Below are 16,531 nucleotides of genomic sequence, written 5' to 3' on the forward strand. Positions count from 1 at the left end.
AAGCCGCGCTAGCGCGGCAGGGTGGCCCCCGCCGTACGCCCTTGCCAGCCGAGCAGCCGCTCGATGGCGCGGCGCAGCAGCGGCTCGCCATGCATGGCGATCAGCCAGGCGGTCGCGCCAATGACCGGTAAGGCCGCGAGCAGGGCGCCCGCCGGCCCGAGTCCGCGCTGCTGGGCCGCATGCAGGACGGTCGCGCCCAGGATCTCGTGGATCAGGTAGAACGGGTAGGTCAGCAAGCCAAGGCTGCGCACCGTGCGCGCGACGGCGGGGCCCGGCACCCAGTCGCGGGCGTGGCGCAGCGACAGGTAGATGATGGCGGCCAGCACGGCGAAGATCGCCAGCGCGCCGCTGACCAGGAAGCCGACACTCATGGGGCCCGCCGGGCCGGGGGCGTAGCTGCCGACGATCTGCATCGCGCGCGCGAAGATCTCCAGGCCTGCGCCCAGCAGCGCCAGGGCAAGCAGGACGCGGTCGAGGAGCGCGAGACGGCGCTGGCTGTTCAGGAGCCAGAAATACATGCCGATTGCAAAATAGATCCCATGGCGCAGCAGGAACATGTTTTTCGGACCGTAGCCGAACTCGAACCAGCCCAGTTCGAAGTCGGCCACCAGCGAACGGCTCAGCAGGATGCAGTAGGGGACGCTGGCCAGCACCAGCAGACGCGCCACCGGCAGGAAGCGCCGCACGCCGCCGCCGAAGATGGCCAGCAGGATCAGTCCATAGAAAGCCAGCTCGATCGGAAGGGTCCAGTAGGCGCTGGTGAGGAAGGTGGTGCCGCCCAACACCAGCGAATACCAGAGGGCCCTGGACGTCGGGTCGACCCACACGCCGGCCGCGCCGAACACCGTCAAGGGCACCGACAGCAGCAGTCCGAAGTTGACCACGGCCGCCAGCCAGGCTGCCGGATACAGGCGCAGGAAGCGGCTTTTCAGGAACTGCAGCGGGCTGGCCCGGGCCGCGGAATTGGCGATGACGACGCCCGAGATCACGAAGAAGACCTGGACGCCGATCCAGCCGAAGGGCATGGCCGTGACCATCTCGGCCTTGTGCCAGCTCAGGTGGAACACGCACACCATCAGGGTGCAGGCGAAGCGGACCAGGTCGAGTCCAACCACGTAGGAAGAAGGTCGTTCGGTGCTCATGCGGTTCCGGATGCTGATGCGCGTTCGATGACTTGCGCGAGGGCGGCGAGGTCGACCGGCTTGACGAAATGGTGGTCGAAGCCGGCGGTCCTGGCCAGCACGCGATCGTGGGCCTGGCCGTAGCCGGTGAGGGCGACCATGGTCGCGCCGGCCGTGGCGCTGTCTGCGCGCAGCCTGCGCGCCAGGGCGTAGCCGTCGATGTCGGGCAGGCCGATGTCGAGGATATACAGGTCGGGACGGTCGGCCTGGGCCCGGGCCAGCGCGGCGTGGGCGTCGTGGACGGCGGCGACCCGGTGCCCGAGCGAGCGCAGCAGCTCGGCCAGCGACAGGGCGGCGTCGACGTTGTCGTCGACCACCAGGATGCTGCGCCCGGCGCGCGCGGCGACAGGCAGCGCCGCCTGCGCTTCGCCGGCACCGGCCGCGCCGGGCGCATCGGCGCCGGCAAGCGGCAGGGTGACCGTGAAGGTGCTGCCCATGCCCAGTCCTTCGCTGTGGGCGGCGACTGCGCCGCCGTGCAGCTGCACCAGGCTCTGGACCAGCGCCAGGCCCAGTCCCAGGCCGCCCTGCGAGCGGTCGGGGGTGCGTTCGGCCTGGGTGAACAGTTCGAATACATGGGGCAGCATGGCGCGGCCGATGCCGATGCCGTTGTCGCGCACCGCGATCGTCACGCCGGCGGCGCCGGTGTCCACCGACAGCGCAATCGAGCCGCCCTGGGCGGTGTACTTGGCCGCGTTGTTAAGGAGATTGACGATCACCTGCACCAGGCGGATGCGGTCGCCGACCACCCAGCAGCGTCCCGGCGTCAGGTGCTGGTCGAGCGCATGGCCGCGTGCCTCGATCAGCGGGCGGGCCTGTTCCACCGCGCTGGCCACGACCGACTTGATGTCGACCCGTTCGCGTTCCAGTTCCACCAGCCCGCGCGTGACCCGCGAGACGTCGAGCAGGTCGTCCACCAGCGAGGTCATGTGGCGCACCTGGCGGATGATCACGTCGCTCGACTGGCGAACGCGCTGCGGGTCGTGGGTGGCCATGGCCAGCAGCTGGGCCGCGTTGCTGATCGGCGCCAGCGGATTGCGCAGCTCGTGCGCCAGCATCGCCAGGAACTCGTCCTTGCGGCGCGCCTGAGCGCGCAGCTCGTCCTCGCCGGCCTTCTTGTCGTGAATGTCGGTCAGGGTGCCCATCCAGCGCGTGGCCTTGCCCGAGGCGTCGCGCGAAACGAGTGCGCGGTTCAGCATCCAGCGGTAGTCGCCCGAATGGTGCAGCAGGCGGTGCTCGATCTCGTAGGGCGCGCCGGTGGCGAGGCTGGTGTCCCAGGCGGCCAGCAGGCCTGCGAGGTCGTCGGGGTGGATCACGACCGACCAGCCGGTGCCGGCGATTCTCTCCGCCGGCACGCCGGTGAACTCGGTCCAGCGTGCGTTCAGGTAGTCGTTGGTGCCGCCGGCGTCGGCCGACCACACCAGTTGCGGGATGGCGTCGGCGATCAGGCGGAACTTGGCTTCGCTTTCCTGCATCGCCCGTTCCGCCTCGACCTGGGCGGTGATGTCCATGTTGGCCGCCACCGCGCCCACCATGCTGCCGGCGCGGTCGCGGATGGCGGCCGCGCGCACCAGGATCGTGCGGCGCGTGTCGGGGGCGCCGAAGGGCTCGATCTCGAACACGCCGCCCACCAGGTCCTCGCCGCCCAGCACGCGCGCGATCGGCCACTCGTAGGACTGCACGCGCTGTCCTGCGCGCTCGGCGCCCGCCGGCCACCAGCCTTTCCACTCGGCGTATTCGTCCACCGCGCCGGGCATCGGGTGCGCACCCCAGATGCGGCGGTTCGAGGCGTTGGCCAGCTGCAGCTGGCCGGCGGTGTCGGCATAGACGATGCCGACCGGCGCGGCGTCGAGCAGCACGTCCAGGCGGCGCGCGCTTTCGTCGGCGCGCAGGGATGCGGCGATGGCCTCGCGCTCGCTGTCGATGCGGGCCTGCTCGGCGCGCTTGCGCTCGGTGATGTCGACCGCGATTCCGGCGAAGCGGCGGGCGCCGCTCGCGGGGTCGGCAAACACCTTGCCGCGCGCGTTGACCCAGACGTCGGCGCCGGAACGCTGCGGGATCCGGTACTCGATGTCGTACAGGCTCTCGGTAATGACCGCGCGGTCGATCGCCTCCAGCACGGCGGGGCGGTCGTCCGGGTGGATCATGTCGGTGAAGCGCACCAGCTCCGTGCCCTCGCGCGCCAGCGCGGCGTCGACCTGGAACAGGCGGGCGAAACGCTCGTCGACGTAGGTGGCGGCGGTGTCGAGGTCGTAGGCCCAGGTGCCGATGTTGCCGGAGGCTTCCAGCGACAGCGCCAGCCGCTCCTCGGCTTCCTTGTGGCGGGCCACCGCGCGCACCTTGTCGCTCACTTCCATCACGGTGCACAGCACGCCGCACACCAGGCCGGCGTCGTCGCGCACCGGGCTGTAGGAGAACGTGAACCAGGCCTGCTCGCGGTAGCCGTGGCGTTCCAGCGTGGTCGCGAAGTTCTCGAAGAAGAAGGATTCGCCGCCGAGCACCCGGTGTGCGTAGGGAGCGATCGCATCCCAGACCTCGTTCCAGACGTCGGGCAGCGGCCGCCCGAGCGCGTCGCCGGCCTTGTTGCCGAGCAGCGGGAGGTAGGCATCGTTGTGGAACAGGTCGAGCCGCGCGCCCCAGGCGAGGAAGCTGGGGAAGGACGAGCCCAGGATCACGCCCAGCACCGTGCGCAGCGCCGGCGGCCAGTCGGCGATCGGCCCGAGCGGATGCGCGCTCCAGTCCTGGGCGTGGATGCGCGCTCCGGTGGCGCCGCCGTTCGACAGGAAGGCCGGCACCGGCTCAGTCGGCGCCATGCGCATCGCTATTGGCAGGGGCATCTCCGGTGGCGTGCAGGCCGCTGTCGACCACTGCGCGCATGGTGGCCAGCAGCTGGGCGCTCTGCTGCGCGCCGAACTGCTGGTCGAACCTGGCCTGGGCGCGGCGCCAGGCCGGCAGGATGGCCTCGACCTTCTCGCGGCCGGCGTCGGTGAGCGCGATCACGCGCTCGCGCCGGTCCTGCTCGCTCGGAGTGATCTGCACCAGCTGTTCGCGCACCAGCGGCTGCAGGTTGCGCGCCAGCGTGGTGCGGTCCATCACCATGCTCTGCGCCAGCTGGGTCACGGTGGCGGCGCGCGCGCGCAGCCGCGACAGGATCGCGAACTGGGTCACGCGCAGGCCGGACCCGGACAGCATCTGGTCGTAGAACGAGGTCACGTAGCGCGACGCCTGGCGCAGCGAAGAACAGTAGCAGGCGGTGTCGGGGAGGGGCTGGTCAAGATCCATGCCGCGAGTATAGCCTTAGCCGCCGCGCCGCGCCGCGCTTTCCCCCTCGCGCGATTCAAGCGCCCAGGATCGCGGCCAGCACCATGACCAGTCCGGCGAGGGAGACCGTCCACACCAGGCTGCGCAGCACCGGGATACCGGCGGCGTACAGCGGCAGGTAGACGAGGCGCGCGCCCAGGTAGAGCCAGCAGCCCCACAGCGTCAGCGCGCCTTCGCGGCCAGCCACGTGCGCCACCAGCACCGCGGCGGCGAACAGCGGCAGGGTCTCGAACAGGTTGGCCTGGGCGCGCTGCAGGCGCGCGGTGACCGGACGCGCCGGCGGCGCGGCGCCGTCGCGCGCACTCATGTTGTAGGCGATGCCGGTCTCCTGGTTGCGGAACATGGCCGGCAGCAGGATCTGCACCAGCGCCAGCACCAGGGTCCAGCCCAGGATCGTCAGTTCGGTCGTCATGTGGTTCTCCCGTTCGCGGCTTGCCAGGTTGGCAAGCTTCGCCCCCATCATACCCGCGATACCGCGACCCGCGCACCCCTGAGCTGGCGCAAACGGCCGGCGGCCGTGGCTTCTAAGCTGGCCCGGTCAGCCACCACCACCGAGCACCATGGCCAGCGCTTCTACACTGCCCCTGCCGCGCGTGAGCGTCATCATGCCAACCTTCGAACAGGCCGCCTTCATCGGACGCGCCCTCGGCAGCCTGTGGGCGCAGAGCTTCGGCGATTGGGAACTGATCGTCGTCGACGACGGCTCGCGCGACGGCAGCGCCGCCGTGCTCGCGCCCTGGCTCGCTGACCCGCGCGTGCGCTACCTCCGCTTCGACAGCAATGGCGGCCTGGGCCGCGCCATCAACGCCGGCCTCGAGCTCGCGCGTGGCGAATTGGTGGCCTACCTGCCCAGCGACGACCTCTGGTATGCCGGGCACCTGGCGCAGCTGGTGGCGGCCATCGACGGCGCGCCCGGCGCGGTGCTGGCCTATGCCGGCGTGCGCCACCACTACAAGCGCAGCGCGCCCGGCATCATCCCGGGCGAATGCCTGCAGCTGGTCCAGTGCCTGCACCGGGCCAGCCGCCTGCGCTGGCGCGAGCGCGCCGAACTCGAAAGCGACGACCTCGACCGGCTGTTCTGGGACGCGCTGCGCGCTTGCGGCCCCTTTGTGCCCAGCGGCGACCTCAGCTGTGAGTGGGTCGACCACCCGGACCAGCGCCACAAGCGCATGCGGGAGCCAAGCGGCGGCATCAATCCCTTCCGCCAGATCTACCGGGTGAGCGGGCCGCTGCGCTTCCACACCAGCACCGGGAATGCGATCGACGAGGAGCGGCTGTACGCCCAGGTCCGCGCCGCCGCTACGGACCGGCCCGATGCAGCCAGACGCGGCCTCAAGATCGTGCTGGCCGGCGAGCTGGCCTACAACGCCGACCGCGTGCTGGCGCTGGAAGCGCTGGGACACCGGCTCTACGGCCTGTGGACGCCATCCCCGTACTGGTACAACACGGTCGGCCCGCTGCCCTTCGGCCATGTGGAAGACCTGCCGCGCCAGGGCTGGCGCGAGGCGCTGGCGCGCATCGAGCCCGACCTGATCTATGCCCAGCTCAACTGGCAGGCGGTGCCCTTCGCCCACGAAGTCATGAGGGCCGTTCCTGACATTCCCTTCGTCTGGCACTTCAAGGAAGGCCCCTTCATCTGCATCGAGAAGGGCAGCTGGCCGCTGCTGGCCGACCTGGTGCGCCTGGCCGACGGCTGCATCTACAGCAGTCCCGAGATGCGCGACTGGTTCGCCACGGCCATTCCCAGGATGCGCGCCGGCCGGCCGGACCACGTGCTGGACGGCGACCTGCCGCGCCGCGCCTGGTTCCTGCGCGAGCGCGCGCCGCTGCTCTCAGCGGCCGGCGGCGAGCTGCACACGGTGGTGCCGGGGCGCCCGATCGGCCTGCATCCGCCCACGGTGGCCGAACTGGCCCGGCACGGCATCCACCTGCATTTCTACGGCGACTTCACGCAGGGCCAGTGGCGCGAATGGATCGCCAGGGCGGGCGCGCTGGCGCCCGCGCACCTGCACCTGCATGCGAACGTCGATCACGACCGCTGGGCGGAGGAGTTCTCGCAGTACGATGCCGGCTGGCTGCACGTGTTCCGCAGCACGAATGGCGGCGATGTGCGCCGTGCCGACTGGGACGACCTGAACCTGCCGGCGCGCATGGCGACCCTGGCCGCGGCGGGGCTGCCGATGATCGGCTTCGACAACCGCGGCGCGGTGGTGGCCGCGCAGGCGCTGGCCGAGCGCCTCGGCGTCGGCCTGTTTTTCGAGAGCATCGAGGGCTTGGCGCGTCGGCTGCACGCCCGCGACGAGATGGCGGCGCTGCGCGAACGCGTGTGGCAGGTGCGCGACCAGTTCTGCTTCGACCTGCACGCGCCTGCGCTGGTGGACTTTTTCGAGCGCGTCATCGCCAGCTGCGGCAAGCCGATGCGCCCCCAGGCCTGGCGAGGCCCGCGGCAGGGCAGGTCGCCAGCGTCCTGCTGAGCCTATTTCCAGCCGAGCAGGTCGGCGCGCGGATAGCCCCAGCCTGCCAGCGGCGCCGGGCAGGGGGCAAGGGCGCGCGCGGCGTAGGGCAGGGTCGAGAAGTTGGGCTGGTCCGGGGCGCCGAAGCGCAGGTCGGTGGCCACGCCATCCACCAGCGAGGGCACGCGCGCAAAGCGCAGCCAGGCGTCGACATGGCAATTGGTCCGCTGCAGCGCCCGGATCGCCGCCAGGCTGCCGTTCTCGAGGTATTTCCAGGCCAGCGCCGGTGCCGGGTTGCCGGGTTCGCCGCCGAAACGCACCGGACAGGCGGATACCGGCGTGATGCCCGGTGCGAGGCTGAGCACGCCGACCCGCACGGCATAGCTGTCGGCGCCGGGTCCGGTGCTGACGGTGGCGAAAGACCAGCATAGCGGATTGGCCGGGAAGGAAGACAGCGGGATGTCGAGAACGCGGCTGCCAGGTGCGACTTGCGCCAGCGCGGCGCGGATCTCGCTACGGGCGGCGCTGCCAGCCACGGCCTGCACGCCGACGAAGCCGGCGCAGGCCAGCAGGGCCGCAGCCAGCGCGCCCCGGGCGCCGAGCCGGGCGCGGGCCGCGCCCACCGCCAGCCCCAGCAGTGCCAGGCCGGCCAGCGAGCCCCACTGCAGGAAACCGAGCCAGGTGAAGACCACCGGCATGGCTGCAAAGAAGGCCAGGCCGAACCAGCGCCAGGCGCGGTTGTGCGCGGCCAGCGCCAACCCGATCCCGAGCGCGGTCCAGAACACCGGCTCGACGATGAAGACAAGGTCGCCGTAGATCCAGCGCGAATCCACCGGGTGGAAGGGGTGGACCCCGTAGACGTTCAGTGCGTCGAAGGACAGGTGCAGCACCATGCCGAGCACGGCGGTGCCGATCACGGCCCGGCGCGCGGCGCGATCCTCGTTCAGCAGCCGGCGCGCGGCCGGCCACAGCAGCCAGGTCAGGGCCAGCAGCAGGGCGACCTGTGGCAGCGCGTACAGCAGGGTATGGGTGTGGCCGCGGTGGTGGATCAGGTAGCCGAGCGGGGCCGGAAGCAGCGGCGTCAGGACCAGGTCGAGGTCGGGGAAATTGCTGGCCAACAGGCCGGTGAGCAGCAGCGCGCGGCGCCGGGTGCGGCCCTGGGCCGGAGTGCTTGGGGCGGGCAGGGCGCGCTCGACCAGCTCTCCCAGGACCAGGCCGACGAGCGAATGGGTCATGTTATCCATCCCGACAGCTTACACCAATGGCAACATTTAATGAAAATCAACCCTTGTGCGGAAAGAATAGCCAGATGAGTCCGCCAAATTTGATCCAAGTCAAAAAATTTCGACATTCGCATTGCTAGAATCGCCGCTGGAAATTTGCCCATAGGCAACTAGGAGAAGCGTCTTGCGTAGCAATCTGCCGGTCACCGGCATCGAATACCTGTTGAAAGAAGGCCAGTCGATCGTGTCGAAGACCGACACCAAGGGCCGTATCACCTATGTCAATCCGAGCTTCGTCGAAGTGAGCGGCTTCAGCCCCGAGGAACTGCTCGGCAAGGCCCACAACATCGTGCGCCACCCGGACATGCCGCCGGAGGCCTTTGCGGACTTGTGGGCCACGCTGCAGCTCGGGGAACCCTGGACCGGGCTGGTCAAGAACCGCCGCAAGAACGGCGACTTCTACTGGGTGGTGGCGAACGTGGTGCCGGTCAAGGAAGGCGGGCGCGTAACCGGCTACATGTCGGTGCGCACCGCCCCGACCCGCGAGCAGGTGGAGGCGGCAAGCGAGCTGTACCGCAAATTCCGCGCCGGCGAGGCCAGGGGCCTGGCGATACGCCGCGGTGTCGCCGTGCACCTGGGCTGGCGCGCACGCCTCGGCGCGCTGCGCACGCTGCCGCTGTCGCGCCGCCTGGGCATCATGATGGCCGCCCAGTCGTGCTTGATCGCCGGCCTGGGCCTGGCGGTCGACGGCCCCGTGTGGAAGGTGCTGGCGGGCGCCGGCGTGCTCGCCACGCTCGCGGCCTGGGCCGAACTGCAGCGTACCATCGCGCGCCCATTGGTCGAGGCGACCGCCGCCGTGTACGCGCTGGCGGGCGGCGACCTGGCCCATCCCTGTGCAGCGGGGCGCAACGACGAGATCGGCCGCCTGCAGCTGGCGCTGCGCCAGCTGAACGTCAATCTGAAAGCCATCGTCGGCGACGTGCGCCGCAACGTGGCCTCGATCGAGCACGCCACGCGCGAGATCGCCGCCGGCAACGGCGACCTGGCCAGCCGCACCGAAGCCCAGGCCGCCAGCCTCGAGCAGACCGCCAGCAGCCTGGCGCAGATCGCGGCCGCGGCCGGCCACAATACCGACAGCGCGGTGCGCGCCGACGGGCTGGTGGAGGCCGCATCGAAGGTGGCCGGGCGCGGCGGCGATGCGGTCGGCCGGGTCGGCGACACCATGGAGCGCATCAGCGCCTCGGCCACCCGGATCGTCGACATCATCGGGCTGATCGACGGGATCGCCTTCCAGACCAATATCCTGGCGCTGAACGCGGCCGTGGAAGCGGCCCGCGCCGGCGAGCAGGGGCGCGGCTTTGCCGTGGTGGCGGGCGAAGTGCGCAGCCTGGCGCAGCGATCGGCGGCCGCCGCCAGGGAGATCAAGGCCCTGATCGAGGCCTCGGCCCGCCACGTTGGCGAAGGCAATGTGCTGGTCGGCGACGCGGGGCAGACCATGCGCCAGGTGGTCGACGCGGTACGCGAGGCGGCCACCATCATGGGCGGCATCACCGGCGCCAGCCGCGAGCAGGGCAGCGGCATCGCCCAGGTGAATGCGGCCATGGCCCAGCTCGACCAGATCACGCGCGAGAACGCGGCCCTGGTCGAGGAATCGGCGAACGCCTCCAGCAGCGTGGCTGACGACGCCCGCCATCTGGTGCAGGCGCTGTCGGTGTTCAAGCTCGAGGATCGTCCGGGCGGCCGCTGACAGGAGGCCGCCGGCATAGGCGGTTTGATATCGGTCAAGCTTGACCGGGATGTTCCTCCCTACACTGCGTGCTGCTGGGGCCGCTTTGCACTTCCGCAAAACGGCGCCTGCAGGAGTCGCTACATGCACGCACATGTCCCCCATCCCGGCGCCGTTCCCTTCGGCTTCAACGATTACCTCGACGCCGTCGCCCGGCTGCCTGCAGTCGATGCGCGCCCGCTCTCGCTCAGGCTGCACTTTCCCGCGGACGCCAGCAGCCAGGGGCTGGCCCGCTACCTGGTCTACCTGAAACGCGAAGCAGCCATGCAGGCGGTCCTGCTGTCCGGCCTGAGCACGGTGCGCCAGCTGGGATTCGAGGGCCTGGCGCCGGCGCGCCTGGACGAGTGCCAGCTCGCGGATCTCCTGCGCTGCCTGCGCGAGCACTTCCGTTTCATGCGCGATGAGCTTGGCGACTACGAGGTGGTCCTGGGCCTGGACGGTCTGACGCCGGAACGCCTGTGGAAGCTGCGGCGGCAGGGCTTCAACCGGCTGCGCATCGAACTGGCCGGCGTGCATGGGGATGCGACGCCGCTGCGGGCGGCGGCGGCGGCGGCGCGCGCTGCCGGCTTCCGCTCGGTCGGGGTGGCGCTCGGCTACGGCATGCCGGACCAGGGCTTTGCCGACCTGCGGCGAATGCTCGATGTGGCCCTGGCTGCCGGGCCCGACCTGGTCCTGCTGTGCCACCGGCCGGGCGCCGGTCGCGGGCAGGACGCCACCGTACATGGCGCCATCGCCCAGCGCATGCAGCGGCTGGGCAGCGACCGCCTCGACATGGCCGGCTACACCAGCGCGGGACCCGAGCGCTTCGCACTGCTGCCCGGCGCTTCGGGCAGCAGGCCGGAAAAACGGCCTTCACCGCTGGACGGCACCCACCTGGTGGGCTGCGGCGTGGCGGCATGCGGCGACCTCGGCGCGGTGCGCTGGCTGAACGAAACCGACTTGCACGAATACTATGCGCGGCTGGACCGCAACGAGGTGCCGGTGGCGCACGGGCGGCACATCCCGCAGGCTACATTCGCTGGGCAGACTCGACCGTATTTGATGCAAGTCAAGGATTTCCAAGACGCTGATCAATAGACTGCTTGCTATTCGAACCGCTTTGCATTTCCGCAAACCGGGAGCAGCAGGAGTTTATTGAAATGCAAGCAACAGCCTTCCCGGCCGCGGCCAAGCCCGTGATTTCCATCGCCACCCAGCCGGCGGCCTGCCAGGCGGTGGCGCCGAGCGTCGATTTCGACGCCGGCCTGCTCAAGCGCCTCGGCAAGAATGGACCACGCTATACCTCCTATCCGACCGCCGACCGCTTCGGCGGCGAGTTCGGCTACCGCGACTACCTGCATGCGGTGGCCGGCCTGCGCACCCGCGGCGGCGCCCGCCCGCTGTCGCTGTACCTGCACATCCCGTTCTGCGACACGGTCTGCTACTACTGCGCCTGCAACAAGATCGTCACCAGACGGCGCGAGAAGGCGGCGACCTACCTGGCCTACCTGAAGCGCGAGATCGCCATGCAGGGCGCCCTGTTCGCGGGCATGAACGAGGTCGAGCAGCTGCACTTCGGCGGCGGCACCCCGACTTTTCTAGCGGACGCACAGATGGACGACCTGATGGCCCACCTGCGCCGCAACTTCCGTTTCGCGCCCGACGACAAGGGCGAATATTCGATCGAGGTCGACCCGCGCACCGTTTCCGCCGAGCGCGTGCACACCCTGCGGCGCCAGGGTTTCAACCGCATCAGCCTGGGCGTGCAGGACTTCGATCCCGAGGTGCAGCGCGCCGTCAACCGCGTCCAGCCGGAAGAAGAAACCCGCGCCGTGATCGACGCCGCCCGCGCCGCCGGTTTCCGTTCCGTCAGCATCGACCTGATCTACGGCTTGCCGAAGCAGACCCTGGACACGATGCGCCAGACCATCGACAAGGTGATTGCCGCCAGCCCGGACCGCATCGCCGTCTACCACTATGCCCACATGCCGCAGCTGTTCAAGCCGCAGCGCCGCATCGTGGAAGCCGACATGCCCTCGAGCGACACCAAGCTGCAGATGCTCCAGCTGTGCATCGAGCGCCTGGGCGCGGCCGGCTATGTCTACATCGGCATGGACCATTTCGCCAGGCCGAACGACGACCTCGCGGTGGCCCAGCGCCAGGGCCGCCTGCACCGCAACTTCCAGGGCTACTCGACCCATGCCGACACCGACCTGGTGGCCTGCGGCGTGTCGGCCATCGGCGCGGTCGGCGCGACCTACAGCCAGAACGTCAAGACCCTCGAGGAATACTACGACCTGATCGACCAGAACGAGCTGCCGGTGGCGCGCGGCATCCGCCTCGGCATGGACGACGCGCTGCGCCGCAGCCTGATCCAGAAGCTGATGTGCCAGTTCGAGGTGTCGATCCCGGCGCTGGAACAGGCTTTCCCTATCGTGTTCAGCAAGTACTTCGCCGACGAGCTGGCGCAGCTGCGCCAGATGGAACAGGACGGCCTGGTGCACATCGGCCCGGACTGGCTGACCGTCACCATGAAGGGGCGCCTCCTGATCCGCAACGTGTGCATGGTGTTCGACCGTTACCTGGCGGCGCGCCAGGAGCAGCCGGGCGCGGAGCGCATCCGTCATTCGCAGACCGTCTGACATGGCGACCATCAGCCTGTTTCCCGTGTTCCTGGTCGGCCTGGCCGGCAGCGTGCACTGCGCCGGCATGTGCGGCGGCATCGTCGGCGCCATGTCGGCACCGAGCCGTCCCGCCTTCCCGCTGCCGGTGCGGACAGTGTCCGCTCCCGCATTCGCTCCCGCCATCGCCCACGTGGCGGCCTATAACGCCGGACGTATCGCCAGCTACGCCGGCGCCGGCGCGCTGGCAGGCGGCCTGGCCGGCGGCGCCGCGCGCCTCGGCCTGCCGGCCCTGCAGTCGGGCGCCTATGTCGCGGCCAACCTGATGCTGGTGGCGCTGGGCCTGTACCTGATGGATGCCTGGCGCGGCTTGGCCCGGCTCGAGCAAGGCGGGCAGGCGCTGTGGCGCCGCATCGCGCCGTTGCTGCGGCATGTCAAACCCGGCGCGACGCCAGGCCGCATGTTCGCCGCCGGCGCCCTGTGGGGCTGGCTGCCGTGCGCAATGGTGTACAGCATGCTGGTGACCGCCATGCTGAGCGGTTCCGCCGCGGGCGGCGCCGCCGTCATGCTGGCCTTCGGCCTGGGCACGCTGCCGATGCTGGCCGCGATCGGCCTGGCCGGGTTGCGCCTGCGCGCGCTGTTCCAGCAACCCGGCGTGCGCCTGGCCTGCGGGCTGCTGGTGCTCACGTATGGCCTGCTCGGCCTGTGGCGTATCGCCGGCGGCTTCGCCGACGGGATGCCGCACCACTGGCTCGATGTCCTGTGCGCAGTGCCTGGAGCGGAGGCGTGAGCGCGGTGCTGGCCGGACTCAGGGCCCCGCCGCTCGCCTCTGCCGCTTCCGACGAAGGCTGCTTCCACTGCGGCTCGCCGGTGCCGAACGACAGCCGCTGGCAGGCCCAGGTCGACGGCGAGTCGCGCAGTATGTGTTGCCCCGGCTGCGCCGCCGCGGCCGAAGCGATCGTCGCCGGCGGCTTCGCCGACTACTACAACGCGCGTACCGAATATGCCGCCGCCGTCAGCGCCGACAGCGAGGAACCCGAGCTGGCGCTGGTCGACCAGCAGGGTATAGAAGGCGAGGGCAGCTTCTCGATCGACGGCGTGCGCTGCGGCGCCTGCGTCTGGCTGGTGGAGCGCCGCCTGGGCCAGCTGGCCGGGGTGCAGGAAGTATCGCTGAACGTCGCCCTCGGGCGCGTGTTCGTGCGCTGGGACCCGGCCCTGTGCCGCCCAAGCAGCATCCTGCGCGCGCTGCGCGCGATCGGCTACAGCGCTTCCCCCTACGACGTCCAGCGCCACGACGAGCGCATCGAGCGCGCGCGCAAGCGCCTGTTCCGCCAGCTGTTCGTGGCCGGCCTGGCGATGATGCAGGTGATGATGTATGCGGTGCCGGTCTACCTGGCCGACGACGGCACCATGGACGCCGACATGGCGGCCCTGATGGGCTGGGCCTCGTTCGCGCTGACGCTGCCGGCAGTCTGCTATTCCGCGTTGCCGTTCTTCCAGGGCGCCTGGCGCGACCTGAAGCGCCGCGTGCCGGGCATGGACGTGCCGGTGGCGCTGGGCATCCTGGCCGCGTTTGCCGGCAGCTGCGCGGCGCTGCTCGCGGGGCGGGGCGACGTCTACTTCGACTCGATCACGATGTTCATCTTCCTGCTGCTGGGCAGCCGCTACCTGGAGCTGGGCGCACGGCGCCGCGCCACCCAGGCCCTCGATGCGCTGCGCCGCGGCGTGCCGGCCTCCGCCCTGCGCCTGCGCGGCGACCCGGCCCTGCGCGACACCGAACTGGTAGCGGCCGTGCAGCTGGAAGTGGGCGACCTGGTGCTGGTCAAGCCGGGCCAGGCGGTGCCGGCCGACGGCATCGTGCTGGAAGGCGCGACCGAACTCGATTATTCCCTGCTTACCGGCGAGAGCCACCCGCGCCCCGTCAAGCCGGGCGACGCGCTGCCCGGCGGCGCCGTCAATGGCGGCCAGGCGGTCGTGCTGCGGGTGCGCTCTGCCGCGCGCGACTCTACCCTCGCCATGCTGGTGCGCCTGGTCGAGCGGGCCGGCCTGGGCAAGCCGGCGATGGCCTTGTGGGCCGACCAGGTCGCCGCCTGGTTCGTGCTCGGCCTGCTGCTGCTCACCGTGGTCGTCTACCTGGTCTGGAGCCAGCTCGACCCGGCGCGCGCCTGGCAGGCGGCAGTGGCGGTGCTGGTGGTGTCCTGCCCCTGCGCGCTGTCGCTCGCCACCCCGACCGCGCTGGCCGCCGCCACCGACCGCCTGCTGCGCCGCGGCGTGCTCGCGGTCGCCCCGCACACCCTGGAAACCTTCGAGCGCGCCACCCACGTGGTGTTCGACAAGACCGGCACCCTGACCCTGGGGCGTCCGGTGCTGCGCCAGGTGCTGCCGGTCGGCTCGCTCGACAGCGACCTGTGCCTGCGCATCGGTTCCGCGCTGCAGGCCGAGAACTCGCATCCGGTCGGCATCGCGATCCGCACGGCGATGCAGTCGCACGGGCTGGTGGCGCGCCAGCTGCGCGCCGACATCGGGCGCGGTTTCGAGGGCGTGATCGACGGCGTGGTCTACCGAATCGGCACCGCCGAATTCGTGCAGGGCATCGCCGGGGGCGTGGTGCGCTCGGCGGCCCCGCCCGGCACCAGCTGCTGCTGGCTGGCCTGCGAAGGCCAATGGCTGGCGCGCTTCGACTTGGCCGACAGCCTGCGTCCGGAGGCGCGCGAGGTGGTGCGGCGCTTCCAGGAATCCGGCAAGACCGTGATCCTGCTCAGCGGCGACGACCAGACCGCGGCCGCCGCGGTGGCGCGCGAACTCGGCATCGCGAATGCCTTCGGCGGCCGCCTGCCGGCCGAGAAGCTGGCCTTCGTGCGCGAGCTGCAGCAGGATGGGGCGGTGGTGGCGATGGTGGGCGACGGCAGCAACGACGCGGCCGTTCTGCGCGGCGCCGACGTCTCGTTCGCGATGGGACGCGGCACCGAGCTGGCCCAGGTGCATGCCGACGCCGTGCTGCTGGGAGACAGCCTGGCGCCCCTGAGCGACGCGGCCCGTACCGCGCGCCGCACCATGGCGGTCATCCGCCAGAACCTGGTGTGGGCCTCGGTCTACAACCTGGCCGTGATCCCGGCCGCCGCCAGTGGGCTGCTCAACCCCTGGCTGTCCGGAATCGGCATGGCCGCCAGCTCGGCCATCGTGGTGCTCAACGCACTGCGCCTGCGAAAGGATTGAAGATGGAAGCGCTGTATTTGCTGGTGCCCCTGAGCGTGATCCTGGTCGCGCTGGCGGTGTGGATTTTCTTCGGGGCGGCTGAGAGCGGGCAGTTCGAGGACCTGGAAGGGCCGGGTGTGCGGATCCTGTTCGATGATGACAGTGCCGACAACCCGGCTGTTCGGTCGGGAGTTGAACGCGCCGTCGGCGGAGCCGGCCACCCTACATCGACGGGCCGCGCCCGGTATGCTGGTCTTTCTCGAGCTGTTCCTGGCAGCCGATGCACAGGCGGACCGTCGGCGTCGCCAGCAGGCGGTCCTCGGGGATGTCGCGGCCGCAGGATTCGCAGATGCCGGCGCCGCCCGATGCGAGCTTGCCGATGGCGACGTCGATCTCGTGCAGCAGGTTCGATTCGTGGTCGGCCAGGTGCTGTTCGTTGTGGCTGATCATTTCGGATTGCGGCGCATCGTCGGACTGCCCCTGGTGGGCCAGCGGGCCGATCGATGGCGCTTCGTCGCCCTGCGGACCGGTGCGCGAGCGCACGGTTTCCAGCAGGTCTTCACGCGCCTGGTGCAGGCGCTCCCTCAGTTGTTCCGATACCGATTGCGATAGAGGCGGCATAGTGTTTTCCTCCCATCCGAGTGTGGCGGGCCGTCTACGAAGGAAGCTTGATTGAGCTCAAAGTAGCATCGCTGATTATGCGGGACGACGCGCTGTGCACTCGGACGCAACAGTCTTCCCCGTAGCTCATCTGATGCTGAACAATTTGATTCAC

At 70.3% G+C, this 16,531-nt stretch carries 12 protein-coding genes and 1 pseudogene; 7 read left to right on the forward strand and 6 right to left on the reverse strand.

The features are described 5' to 3' along the window. Positions 1–8 precede the first annotated feature (8 nt). From LK542_RS18660 to LK542_RS18675, 4 genes are read right to left on the reverse strand one after another with little or no spacing between them, the layout of a single operon-like run. On the reverse strand, positions 9–1,142 hold the full coding sequence (locus tag LK542_RS18660) for an acyltransferase (protein WP_227813091.1): 1,134 nt from the start codon (positions 1,140–1,142) through the stop codon (positions 9–11). Continuing rightward, positions 1,139–3,991, reverse strand: coding sequence for a PAS domain S-box protein (locus LK542_RS18665; RefSeq protein ID WP_227813092.1), 2,853 nt, complete (start codon positions 3,989–3,991; stop codon positions 1,139–1,141). Before LK542_RS18665 ends, LK542_RS18660 begins: the two co-directional genes overlap by 4 nt. Then, complete coding sequence (locus LK542_RS18670) at positions 3,978–4,460, reverse strand: MarR family winged helix-turn-helix transcriptional regulator (RefSeq protein WP_227802281.1); 483 nt, start codon at positions 4,458–4,460, stop codon at positions 3,978–3,980. The genes LK542_RS18665 and LK542_RS18670 overlap by 14 nt, the downstream gene beginning before the upstream one ends. 55 nt (positions 4,461–4,515) lie before the next feature. Next, on the reverse strand, positions 4,516–4,911 hold the full coding sequence (locus tag LK542_RS18675; protein ID WP_227813093.1) for an MAPEG family protein: 396 nt from the start codon (positions 4,909–4,911) through the stop codon (positions 4,516–4,518). Positions 4,912–5,059: 148 nt separating this feature from the next. Between LK542_RS18675 and LK542_RS18680 the strand changes: the two genes are divergently transcribed. After that, positions 5,060–6,973: a glycosyltransferase gene (locus LK542_RS18680; protein WP_227813094.1), complete on the forward strand. Its 1,914-nt coding sequence runs from the start codon at positions 5,060–5,062 to the stop codon at positions 6,971–6,973. Between the two features lie 2 nt (positions 6,974–6,975). On the opposite strand, the gene LK542_RS18685 is transcribed toward LK542_RS18680, so the two are convergent. Then, positions 6,976–8,187 carry a metal-dependent hydrolase gene (locus LK542_RS18685; RefSeq protein ID WP_227813095.1) on the reverse strand — a complete coding sequence of 404 codons (1,212 nt, stop codon included), beginning with the start codon at positions 8,185–8,187 and terminating at the stop codon, positions 6,976–6,978. Between the two features lie 172 nt (positions 8,188–8,359). On the opposite strand from LK542_RS18685, the gene LK542_RS18690 reads away from it, so the two are divergent. The 6 genes and pseudogenes from LK542_RS18690 to ccoS all read left to right on the forward strand — a co-directional run. Then, complete coding sequence (locus LK542_RS18690; RefSeq protein WP_227813096.1) at positions 8,360–9,922, forward strand: PAS domain-containing methyl-accepting chemotaxis protein; 1,563 nt, start codon at positions 8,360–8,362, stop codon at positions 9,920–9,922. A gap of 123 nt (positions 9,923–10,045) precedes the next feature. Further along, positions 10,046–11,038 (forward strand): hypothetical protein, encoded by a 993-nt coding sequence (locus LK542_RS18695; protein ID WP_227813097.1) that lies wholly within the window; start codon positions 10,046–10,048, stop codon positions 11,036–11,038. A gap of 62 nt (positions 11,039–11,100) precedes the next feature. Continuing rightward, positions 11,101–12,582 carry an oxygen-independent coproporphyrinogen III oxidase gene (gene hemN / locus LK542_RS18700; RefSeq protein WP_227813098.1) on the forward strand — a complete coding sequence of 494 codons (1,482 nt, stop codon included), beginning with the start codon at positions 11,101–11,103 and terminating at the stop codon, positions 12,580–12,582. A 1-nt stretch (position 12,583) separates the two neighbouring features. Continuing rightward, positions 12,584–13,351 (forward strand): sulfite exporter TauE/SafE family protein, encoded by a 768-nt coding sequence (locus LK542_RS18705; RefSeq protein WP_227813099.1) that lies wholly within the window; start codon positions 12,584–12,586, stop codon positions 13,349–13,351. Continuing rightward, a complete protein-coding gene (locus tag LK542_RS18710) occupies positions 13,348–15,777 on the forward strand; it encodes a heavy metal translocating P-type ATPase (protein ID WP_374040173.1) in 2,430 nt (809 codons plus the stop codon). The genes LK542_RS18705 and LK542_RS18710 overlap by 4 nt, the downstream gene beginning before the upstream one ends. A 2-nt stretch (positions 15,778–15,779) precedes the next feature. Continuing rightward, positions 15,780–15,908: pseudogene (ccoS, locus tag LK542_RS18715) on the forward strand (cbb3-type cytochrome oxidase assembly protein CcoS); the annotation flags it as partial. Positions 15,909–15,978: 70 nt separating this feature from the next. Here the strand turns inward: ccoS and LK542_RS18720 are convergent. Then, positions 15,979–16,377, reverse strand: a complete 399-nt coding sequence (locus LK542_RS18720) for a TraR/DksA family transcriptional regulator (protein WP_227813100.1) — start codon at positions 16,375–16,377, stop codon at positions 15,979–15,981. Positions 16,378–16,531 lie beyond the last annotated feature (154 nt).

This window comes from Massilia sp. IC2-477 (genome assembly GCF_020707265.1).
In the GTDB taxonomy this organism is placed as follows: Bacteria; Pseudomonadota; Gammaproteobacteria; order Burkholderiales; family Burkholderiaceae_D; genus Telluria.